This is a genomic window from Haladaptatus sp. W1 (assembly GCF_001723155.1).
In the GTDB taxonomy this organism is placed as follows: Archaea; Halobacteriota; Halobacteria; order Halobacteriales; family Haladaptataceae; genus Haladaptatus; species Haladaptatus paucihalophilus.
In genome coordinates, this window is record NZ_MEIH01000235.1 from 1 (window position 1) to 953 (window position 953).

Annotated in this window: 1 protein-coding gene; it reads right to left on the reverse strand. The window is 64.8% G+C overall.

Annotated elements, in window-relative coordinates; all coding sequences use genetic code 11:
• Positions 1 to 934: TRC40/GET3/ArsA family transport-energizing ATPase (locus tag BG842_RS10440; protein WP_069450681.1), on the reverse strand; the 934-nt coding region annotated here is incomplete at its 3' end.
• Positions 935 to 953 lie beyond the last annotated feature (19 nt).

The following is a 953-nucleotide window of genomic DNA, read 5'->3' on the forward strand; positions in this document are numbered from 1 at the left end:
CCCGGAGCGCGCCTTGCTGGACCTCCCACCGTTGCTGACAGAACTCACATTCCTCCAAATTCGGCGTCGCAAACTGACTCGAATCGACCGAATCAGTCACGTCGGCGAGGTTCTCCATCACGCGGTTGACGATGACCGTCCCGACGGGAATGCCGAACTCGTCGAGTTGCGCGAGCAGGCGCTTCGATTCGAACACGCTCATCTCCTCGGGAATCATGACGACGCGGAAGTCCGTCTTCGACGGGTCCCGGAGCGTCCGCCGGAGGTCCTGAATCCGCTCTTTGAACGCGTCCAGGTCGTCCATGCCCTCCTCCGGGTCGTCGACACCGCCGCCAAACATCCCCTTCACGCCGTCCATCATGCCCTGAAACCGTTGACGAAGGCTCATCATCCGACCGACCATCGTGTCCATCAGTTCGGGGAGTTCGAGCAACCGGAGGGTGTGGCCCGTCGGCGCGGTGTCCACCACGACTCTCTCGAATCGCTCGTCGTCCAGAAACTCCAGCAGTTTCTGCATCGCCGCCGCCTCGTCCGCGCCGGGCATCGCCCCGCCCAGCAGCGAGGCCATCGGGCCGTCGTCCTCGTCGCCGAGCATCCCGCCGAGGGGGTTCTCGCCGCCGAGCATTCCGGCCTGTTCTTCCAGCGCGGCGTCCGGGTCGATTTCGGCGGCGTACAGCGGAATCTCCTCCCGAATGCGCGTCGCCTCCGACGGGATGTCGTACTCGAACGTGTCCGACAGCGAATGTGCCGGGTCGGTCGAGACGACCAAGGTTCGGGTTCCGTCGCGCGCGCTCGCCAGCGCGGTCGCGGCGGCCATCGTCGTCTTCCCCACGCCGCCTTTCCCGCCGTAGAGAACGTACTCGGGTGCGTCGATACCCGTTGGAACGACATCCTCCTCGATTCGCTCGACGGGTTCGACGTCGATTTCAGCCATACCGGTGCTATCGCGGGTT